Here is an 8,835-nt window from a genome sequence, read left to right as displayed (position 1 = left end):
CCGCCCCAGATAAAGGCCTGGCAGCTGCCGCTGTCGGCATCGTAGTAATAGCGCTGGAATGCGGCTTTGCACATGCCGGATTCCGGTGGCTGGGAGCAGGCATCCGGGAGTGCGGCGGTGCCGGGTTCCTGATTGTTCTGGCAGCCACTGAGCAGGGCGGCTGCGGCAATCAGGGCGGTAATGAGGGGAAGCAGCAGGAGTCGCATGGCAGTTCCTTTATGGGTTTCCGGTTCCCTCCGTGGGGCCGGGTATTCTCCGTTGCTGCTACTTTACCGGACTCTGAAAGCGGCGGTAACCGGTTCATGTTCTCGGTGGAAAATCTGCACTATGCTGGTGCTGTCAACGTGTTGCGCAGGGGAAGAGCGGTGAGACAAGGATTGCGGATTATCAGCCTGGTGGGCGGGCTGCTGGCGGTGCCGGCCTGGGCACAGGATGCTCAATACATGTTCCTGCAGGCTGGCAAGCTGCAACTGAATGATGAGGACACCACGGTGACCGCCAATGGCGCCACGCTGGATGGGGACTACGATGATCTGCCGTTCTTCACCGGCGGGGTGCAGAAGATTCTGGGTGGTGGCGACCGTTTCCGTTACGGCTATGAGGGCGGTGCGGTGATTAGCTGGCAGAACGATTCGGTGAATTATTCGGGGGTGGTGAATGGTGGCGCCACCGTGAATATCAAGGTGGACAACGAGATGTTTCTGTTTGGCACCATGTTGGGTGGTTACGGGGATATCAATTTCAGTGACCGAGCGCGGCTGTTTTTGTCCGGTGGCCCCATGTTGCTGATGGGCTCCCTGAAACAGGAGCAGGATCGGCCTTACCCCCAGCCGCTGAGTACGGCGGTGGTGGTTAACGGGGATGACCGGGATTTCAGTTTTGGCTATGGGGCTTACGCCTCGCTGGGGCTGATCTTTTCCGTGGGTAGCACATCCGAGTTTGGATTTGTGGTGCGCGAACAAACGGTAGAGATGGACTTTAACGATGCCATCGCGGATTTTCCCTACGATGGTACCCAGTACATGCTGAGCTTTGGCTACCGGATGTAGTGACGCGTTTTCTACGGAGTTGCTGTAGGAGCTTGCTTGCAAGCGAATGCCGGCTTTGATCTGGCCAACCCGGTTCGCCTGCAAGCAGCCTCCTACAATGATCAACAGCCTGTTGAGAGCCGAGCGCAGCGAATAAACGCCTTCCAGGGTGCGAACCGCACAGCGTTCGCAGTACGATCCATCTTCTTACCAACTTCAAGCCTGTCTGCCGAGGGTGGAACCTGGGCGCTTGCCGCCTCGCTGCGCTCGGTTCGTCCCCTGGAAGGGAACTCCTACAGGGGGCGAATGGAACGCAGCGAGAATGTTTTGTGCCGGGTGGGCCAAAGGGGGGCACGAGCCGGGCGTTGTGACCGTTAATCCGCCCGCATGTGTTTCTGATCCCGGGGCAGGGTGTCGCCGCGCAGGCGGATCACGGCTTTTTGCAGCAGCAGGTTGTTGGGCAGGGTGTAACGGTGGCCCAGCTCATCCTGAATGGTGATGAAGATCAGCCCCATGTGACGAATCTGCCCTGTGACGGTATTGTCGCCGTCCAGCAGGCGAATGCGGTCGCCCACTCTGTAGGGTGCGCTGAAGAACAGGATGATGGCTGCGGTGGCGTTGCTGAGCATGGACCAGCTGGCAAACAGGGCCACGCCGAGCAGTGCCATCAGCGAGGTGGCAAACACCATCAGGCCGTCGCCTTTCAATCCCCACAACACGCCAATGGCGATCAGGCCGATAATCAGGCAGGCGCTGTTGATGACCACCGCTGTCTGGAAGATACGGGCGCGGGAGTAATTGCGGCGGCGACCCAGCCGCTTGGTGATGCCGCGCAGCAGGATGGACAGGGCCCAACCCAGAATCGCGATGACGACGGTGAGTCCCCATTTCATTACTACTGAATCCATGTTCTATCCGTGCTTGCCTGAAACAAAGGGGTTGTGGGTGCGTTCGTGGCCGATGGTGGACATGGGCCCGTGCCCGGGAATAAAGGCGACGTCGTCATCCAGAGTCAGCAGCTGTTCCTTGATGGCGGTGATCAGGGTGTCGAAATCCCCCTTGGGGAAATCGGTACGACCAATAGAACCGTTGAACAGCACATCACCGACCACGGCCAGTTTGCTTTCACGCTGATAGAACACGACGTGGCCGGGGGTATGGCCGGGGCAGTGGCGTACTTCCAGCTGGGTGCTGCCCACCGTGACGGTGTCGCCGCCTTCCAGCCAGCGGTTCGGGGTGAACGGTGGCGAAGGGGCAAAGCCCATCATCTGCGCTTGCTGGGGCAGCATGTCGATCCAGAACTGGTCATCCCGGTGCGGGCCTTCAATGGGCAGCCCCAAAGTTTCGGCCAGCTCGGCCACGGCGCCCACATGGTCCAGATGGGCGTGGGTCACCAGGATCTTCTCCGGGGTGCCGCCCACCTGCTTCAGGGTGGCCAGTATCTGGTTCAAGTCACCGCCCGGGTCGACGATGGCGACCTTGTCGGTGGCTTCGCACTTCAGGAAAGAGCAGTTCTGCTGAAACTGGGTGACCGGCAGGATGGCGTATTTCATGGCTGTCTGTGCGGTGGAAAATGTGCCCGCAGTATAGCGTTAATCCGCCGGGGGATTCATTCCCCTGCGGCAATGGGGCAAGGGTAAATATTGGCAAATTCTGATGTAGTGACGGTTTGCGGCTGACGTCTTGGTGGTATTTTAACGGTCTACATAACTCACTAAGGAAGGGAATCATGGATATGGAGCAAATCCAGCCGTATCTGGACAAGGCAATCGAGCTGAGTATGGCCTATCTGCCGAAGGTGGTGCTGGCGATGGTTACGCTGGTGGTCGGCTTCTGGATCATCAAGCGGGTGATCAAGGGCATGAACCGGGTGCTGGGCCACAAGGCGGTGGACGACACCCTGCAAAAGTTCATGACCAGCTTTATCGACGTGCTGTTGAAAATTCTGTTGCTGGTGGCTGTGGCGGGTATGGTCGGGGTGGAGACCACCTCGTTTATTGCCATGCTCGGTGCCATTGGCCTGGCGGTGGGTCTGGCGCTGCAGGGCAGCCTGGGCAACTTTGCCGGCGGGGTGCTGATTCTGTTCTTCAAGCCGTACCGCCTGGGGGACATTGTCGAGGCGCAGGGATATACCGGGCGAGTTTGGGATATCCAGATCTTCAACACCATCCTGATTACCTATGACAACCAACGCATCGTGATTCCCAACGGTCTCATGTCCAACGGCTGCATCAAGAATATTTTTGTGGAGCCGCAGCGGCGGGTGGATATCGAATTTGGTATCAGTTACGGCGACAGCATCGAGCAGGCCCGGGCCGCGATTCAGACGGTCATTGATAATGACGACCGTATCCTCAGCGGTGACAAGTTCGACCCGAATATTTTTGTCTCTGCCCACGCCGATAGCAGCATCAATATGCTGACGCGGGTGTGGGTGAATTCGGAGGATTACTGGCCGGTGTATTTCGGTTTGTTCGAGCAGGTGAAATACGCCTTTGACAAGGCGGGCATCACCATTCCGTTCCCGCAGCGGGATGTGCATTTGTTTCAGCAATCTTAAATCTTAAGTTACGAGAAGCGAGAAGCGAGAAGCGAGAAGCGAGAAGCGAGAAGCGAGAAGCGAAGAGCAAAATAGGTTCGGATTTTCGAAACTCGCTTCTCGTCACTCGAAACTGTTTTATCGCTTCTCCAGTACCACCGGCAATCCATCCTTCGGCATGATCAGCGGGACCTGCTGGGTAGGCAGTTCGTAGCCGGGTTTGACGCTGACGCGGTAACGTCTCAGGAACTGGAACAGGAATGTCTTGGTCTGCAGTTCGGCAAAGTTCAGGCCCAGGCATTTGTGGTGGCCGCCGCCGAAGGGAACCCACTGGTAAAAGTGCTTCTTGTGTTCGGCGCGTTCGTCGCTGAAGCGTTCTGGATCGAAGGTGGTCGGGTTGCTCCAGTATTCTTCCATGTAATGGGTGTAGAGCGTGGACACGTTGACCATGGTGTTTTTGGGCAGGGAGTAGCCCTGGTATTCCACATCCTTGACGGTGCGACGGGGGAAGGTGGTCAGTGCCGGGCGCATGCGCAGGGTTTCGCGGAATACCCAGCCGGTTTTTTCCATTTTCCCCAGGTCGTCATAGTCCAGGGTGTCCTTGCCCAGCCCTTCCATTTCCTTGACCAGTACATCCTGCCAGTGAGGGTGTTTGGCCAGCATGTAGATAATGGAGCACAGGGTGCTGGTGGTGGTGTCGTGGGCGGCGAACAACAGGAAGATCATGTGGTTCATCACGTCCTGATCGGAAAGGCCGCCTTCCTCGTCGGCCGCCTTGCACAGTTCGCTGAAGAAATCCGGGGTATCGCTGGCGCGTTTCTGGGGGATCAGTCCGGTAACGAAGTTTTCCAGGTAGCGGCGGCCTTTCATGCCGCGGTGCCACAGCAGCCCGGGGATTGGCAGGCGCACCACCGCCAGTGAGGCGTCGGTGGCGTCGATAAAGGACTGGTTCACCTTGTCGGATTCCGGGCCCATCTCCAGGCCAAAAAAGATTTGTGCGCCCACGTCCAGTAACAGCGCCTTGATGTGATCCAGAAACTTCAGGGTTTCTCCGGTTTGCCAGCCTTCTATCTCGCTGCCTATATGGCTGTTCATACGTTCCAGATAGCTGGCCAGTGCCGGCTTCTTGAACGCCTGCTGCATGATGCGGCGGTGAAATTTATGGTCGGCAAAGTCGCGCAGCATCAGGCCGTCGGTAAACAGTTTTTCCAGAATCGGGTTCCAGGCGGCGCGGCTGGAGAACGCATGCTCCGGATCCTTGAGTACAAATTCGTTGGCATCCGGCCCGAGCAGGGTGACCCCGCGCTGGAACAACACCGAGCCTTTGAAGACAAGGCCGTACTTGTCGGCAAGTTCCGTCACCATCTTGTGATAGTCCTTGAGAAAAGGGACCGTAGAGCCAAGCAGAGGCCAGCCATAATCACCCGGTATGTCTTCCAGCTTTCGCTGGGGCATGCGAGGAAGGTTTGCGGCCTCTTGTTGGGCAGCTTCCATACGGTTCATGACTGTTCTCCGATAAACACCTTGTATTGATCCGTTTCCATGGTCTCTGCGCGGCGCCTGACACAAGCCTTCACTGCCACAGAACACCTTCTTTAATCGGAAGTAGACCCACTACATCTCTCTTGCAGAAAATGTCCTGTGGCAGCAAATTCATGCGCCATGCATCCACGCAGAGACCATGGAAACGGGTCCATTGAATCTACCCCCCGGATGTAATGCAGAACAGAGGCTGTCGGCAACGGTCAAATCGTGCTGTGCTGTCCAGCCGCCCTGGCATGGCACGTGCTAGCATTGCGGCATTGTTAAGGAGAAATGTGTATGTCCAAACCTGCGGCTGAGTTCGAGCCCCTGGCGCTGGCAGTGCTGACGGTGAGTGATACCCGCACCCCGCAAACCGATACCTCTGGCGACCTGTTGGTGCAGCGCCTGGAAGGCGCGGGCCATACCCTGGCTGCTCGCCAGATCGTCAAGGACGATGTGTACCAGCTGCGCAAGGTGGTATCGGACTGGATTGCCGACGAGAACATCCAGATTATTCTCACCACTGGAGGGACCGGATTCTCCGGTCGGGATTCCACCCCGGAAGCCCTGTCGGTGCTGTTCGACAAGCACATCGAAGGCTTCGGCGAGCTGTTTCGTCAGGTGAGCGTGGAGGACATCGGTTCTTCTACCATCCAGTCCCGCTGCCTGGCCGGGCTGGCCAATCGCACGGTGATTTTCTGTTTGCCTGGTTCCAACAATGCCTGCGCCACCGGTTGGGACCGGATCATTGCTGAGCAGCTGGATGCCCGCCACCGTCCCTGTAATTTTGTGGCCCAGGTGCGCCGATAAAACTGCCGCCATGACGGCACCATGGAGGAAACGTGCAGGAATCCAAACAGACATTGATGCCGGTGGCAGAGGCGTTGGCGCGCCTGCTGGATGCGGCGCGCCCCTTCCGGGCGGTCCGGGAGATCCCGCTGGCGGATTGTCAGGGGCAGTATCTGGCTGAGGCGGTGACCTCCCGGGTGGATGTGCCGGCGTTTGATAACGCCGCCGTGGATGGTGTGGCGCTGCGCCATGCGGACCTGGACGAGCCGGGGCTGACCCGGCCCATGCCGCTGCGCGTGGCGGCGGGGGATGCGCCGGTNACCCTGGCGCCGGGGCAGGTGGCGCGGATATTTACCGGTGCCCCGGTACCCGCCGGGGCGGATACCGTATTGATGCAGGAAGACTGCGAAATCGCCGAAACCCGGGTGCGGCTGCCGGGCAAGGCCAGCGTCACGGCCGGGCAGAATATTCGTCCGGCGGGGCAGGATGCCCACTGCAATGAGGTCGTGATGCAGCGTGGCGAACGGCTCACGCCCCAGGCGGTGGGCCTGATTGCTTCGGTGGGCGTCGCGGCGGTGAAAGTGAATGCGCCGCGGATACTGGTTCTTACCAGCGGTGATGAAATTCAGTCGCCGGAAGAAACACCGCTGCCGGGAAAAATTTTCGACAGCAATGGCCCGCAGCTGATGCAGCTGTTACAGCAAAGCGGGTTTGTGAATGTGCAGCGCGAGCACCTGCCCGATGATCCTGGCATTATTCGCAATACCCTGACCCGGCTGCTCACCGATTCCGCGCAGCGCCCGGATGTGATTATTTCCACCGGCGGCGTGTCCGTGGGCGAAGAGGATCACCTGCGTGCGGTGCTGGCGGAACATGGCGAACTGGATTTCTGGCGGCTGGCGATAAAGCCGGGTAAACCGTTTACTTACGGCCGTATTGATGACATTCCATTTTTCGGTTTGCCGGGCAATCCGTCCGCCGTGCTGGTGTGTTATCTGATGCTGGTGTTACCCGCCCTGCGGCGCTCTTGTGGTGCCGATGTGGTGTTGCCAACCGCCATGCCGTTACCTGTGGATTTCGCCATCAACAAACCGGCCAGGCGGCAGGAGTATCTGCGCGTGCGGTGCGTGTCTGACTCCGGCCAGCTGACCCTGCAAAAACATCCCAACCAGAGCTCCGGCATGCTCAGTTCTGCAGTCTGGGCCGACGGCCTGGCGGTGGTGCCGGTGGGCGGCACGGTATCGCCGGGCGATACGTTGGCGTTTTTTTCGTTTTCAGGATTGTTGGCGGGGTAGTGCGGGTGTTGTCGGGCACCAAACCACTACGTCCCGCTCCGCAGCCATCAAATCCGCTATACTGCGCGCCCAATAAAGGAGTGCTACATGACCCTGGAATCCTCGTTGCTTGCCCGTGCCGATTCATGTTGTGAACTGTGTGGTGCGGGTAATGCCCTGGCGGTGTATGCGGTGCCGCCGGAATCGGATGGCACTGCCGAGCAGAGCGTGCTGTTATGTGAAACCTGCCAGACCCAGCTGGATAACCCGGGTAATGAAGACGCCAACCACTGGCGCTGCCTGAACGACAGCATGTGGAGCCCGGTGCCGGCGGTGCAAGTGTTGGCGTGGCGCATGTTGACGCGCTTGCAGGCAGAAGGTTGGCCGCAGGACCTGCTGGATATGTTGTACCTGGATGACGACACCCTGGCCTGGGCCCAGGCCACCGGTGAAGGCCAGACGGAAGACGCGCGGGAATTGCACCGCGACAGCAATGGTGCCGTGCTGGAAGCCGGTGATTCGGTCACGCTGATCAAGGATTTGAATGTGAAAGGGGCCAATTTTACCGCCAAGCGTGGCACCGCGGTGCGCAATATTTCTCTGGTGCAGGATAATCCTGAGCACATCGAAGGCCGCGTAGAAGGCCAGCGTATTGTGATTCTGACCCAGTTCGTGAAGAAAAACTGATGCCGCACAGTCTGATTCTCGGCGGCATTCGTTCCGGCAAAAGTTCACTGGCGGAAAACCTGGTCAGTGAGCAACACGATCCGGTGGTGTATGTGGCGACGGCCACCGCCGGTGATGGTGAAATGAGCGACCGTATTCGTCGCCATCGTATGCGGCGCCCGGCGAGCTGGGGGTTGGTGGAAGAGCCGTTGCATCTGGGCGCCTTGCTTAACCGCCAGGCCACGTTGTCACCGGTTCCCTGTGTCTTGGTCGATTGCATGAGCCTGTGGGTGAGTAATTTGCTGCATGCCGGGGACGCGGCGTTTGTCCGGGAGCGGGACAGTTTTCTTGGGGCGCTGGGGCAGTATCCCGGCAATGTGGTGGTCGTCAGCAATGAAGTGGGGCTGGGGACCATTGCCATGGACCCACTCACCCGTCGTTTTGCGGATGAGCTGGGCTGGCTGAATCAGTCACTGGCAAAAAAATGCGATAGGGTGGTGTTGTCGGTGGCGGGGATTGCGCAGACGTTGAAAGGTTAAGCAGTAAAAAGTTGAAAGTTCAAAGTTCAAAGTTGAAAAGGAAAACCGGCGATGATGGTTGTGGGAAGCGATGCTTGCATCGCGAATATAGACCATCAATCGCGGGTAATACGCCTTTAAAGTGGCAGGGTCTTGTCCGCGTTTCAACTTTTAACTTTCAACTTATCCCCCGTGCCTTATAAGACAGCTCAAGGTTCCAAATTCGGTGTCATCAATCCGTACTTGTGAGCGGCAAGCGTAGGGCACCTGAAACCCGGCCATGGCTTTGCTGGGGGCCATGCTCAGTACGTGGGCCAGCACCATGCGAATGACGCCGCCGTGGCAAACCAAAAGCACGCGCTGACCTTTCAGCGTTTCCTGCCATAGCGCCCAGGCTTCACCAATGCGTTGATGAAAATCCTGAACGGTTTCCGCATTGCTCGGTGGGTGGCTTTCTGCATCGCGCCAGAAGTTGGCCTGATGATCGCCGTATTCCT

At 58.4% G+C, this 8,835-nt stretch carries 11 protein-coding genes; 6 read left to right on the top strand and 5 right to left on the bottom strand.

Annotated elements, in window-relative coordinates; genetic code table 11:
* The coding region (locus tag A3754_RS00625) for a BPTI/Kunitz domain-containing protein (protein ID WP_197468341.1) at nt 1-206 on the bottom strand (206 nt) is incomplete at its 3' end.
* 159 nt (nt 207-365) lie between these two features.
* Here A3754_RS00625 and A3754_RS00620 point away from each other — a divergent pair.
* Nucleotides 366-1,049: a hypothetical protein gene (locus tag A3754_RS00620; protein WP_156496640.1), complete on the top strand. Its 684-nt coding sequence runs from the start codon at nt 366-368 to the stop codon at nt 1,047-1,049.
* Between the two features lie 353 nt (nt 1,050-1,402).
* On the opposite strand, the gene A3754_RS00615 is transcribed toward A3754_RS00620, so the two are convergent.
* Nucleotides 1,403-1,936 (bottom strand): mechanosensitive ion channel domain-containing protein, encoded by a 534-nt coding sequence (locus A3754_RS00615; protein ID WP_063518567.1) that lies wholly within the window; start codon nt 1,934-1,936, stop codon nt 1,403-1,405.
* 3 nt (nt 1,937-1,939) lie between these two features.
* A complete protein-coding gene (locus tag A3754_RS00610; protein ID WP_063518566.1) occupies nt 1,940-2,581 on the bottom strand; it encodes an MBL fold metallo-hydrolase in 642 nt (213 codons plus the stop codon).
* Between the two features lie 176 nt (nt 2,582-2,757).
* Here A3754_RS00610 and A3754_RS00605 point away from each other — a divergent pair, with 176 nt between their 5' ends.
* On the top strand, nt 2,758-3,588 hold the full coding sequence (locus A3754_RS00605; RefSeq protein WP_063518565.1) for a mechanosensitive ion channel family protein: 831 nt from the start codon (nt 2,758-2,760) through the stop codon (nt 3,586-3,588).
* Nucleotides 3,589-3,705: 117 nt separating this feature from the next.
* On the opposite strand, the gene A3754_RS00600 is transcribed toward A3754_RS00605, so the two are convergent.
* A complete protein-coding gene (locus A3754_RS00600; RefSeq protein WP_082872422.1) occupies nt 3,706-5,070 on the bottom strand; it encodes a cytochrome P450 in 1,365 nt (454 codons plus the stop codon).
* Between the two features lie 318 nt (nt 5,071-5,388).
* Between A3754_RS00600 and moaB the strand changes: the two genes are divergently transcribed.
* The 4 genes from moaB to cobU all read left to right on the top strand — a co-directional run bounded on the left by moaB (nt 5,389) and on the right by cobU (nt 8,359).
* Nucleotides 5,389-5,901: a molybdenum cofactor biosynthesis protein B gene (gene moaB, locus A3754_RS00595; RefSeq protein WP_063518564.1), complete on the top strand. Its 513-nt coding sequence runs from the start codon at nt 5,389-5,391 to the stop codon at nt 5,899-5,901.
* A 32-nt stretch (nt 5,902-5,933) separates the two neighbouring features.
* Nucleotides 5,934-7,175 (top strand): gephyrin-like molybdotransferase Glp, encoded by a 1,242-nt coding sequence (glp, locus tag A3754_RS00590; RefSeq protein WP_082904740.1) that lies wholly within the window; start codon nt 5,934-5,936, stop codon nt 7,173-7,175.
* Between the two features lie 87 nt (nt 7,176-7,262).
* Nucleotides 7,263-7,841, top strand: a complete 579-nt coding sequence (locus tag A3754_RS00585; protein WP_063518563.1) for an alkylphosphonate utilization protein — start codon at nt 7,263-7,265, stop codon at nt 7,839-7,841.
* Nucleotides 7,841-8,359: a bifunctional adenosylcobinamide kinase/adenosylcobinamide-phosphate guanylyltransferase gene (cobU, locus tag A3754_RS00580; protein WP_063518562.1), complete on the top strand. Its 519-nt coding sequence runs from the start codon at nt 7,841-7,843 to the stop codon at nt 8,357-8,359. Before A3754_RS00585 ends, cobU begins: the two co-directional genes overlap by 1 nt.
* Before the next feature lie 162 nt (nt 8,360-8,521).
* On the opposite strand, the gene A3754_RS00575 is transcribed toward cobU, so the two are convergent.
* Nucleotides 8,522-8,835: histidine phosphatase family protein (locus A3754_RS00575; RefSeq protein ID WP_197468340.1), on the bottom strand; the 314-nt coding region annotated here is incomplete at its 5' end.

The sequence above is a fragment of the Alcanivorax sp. HI0083 genome, from assembly GCF_001635175.1.
The sequence above is the reverse complement of the archived record's forward strand: the minus strand, read 5'-3'. Positions and strand labels throughout refer to the sequence as shown.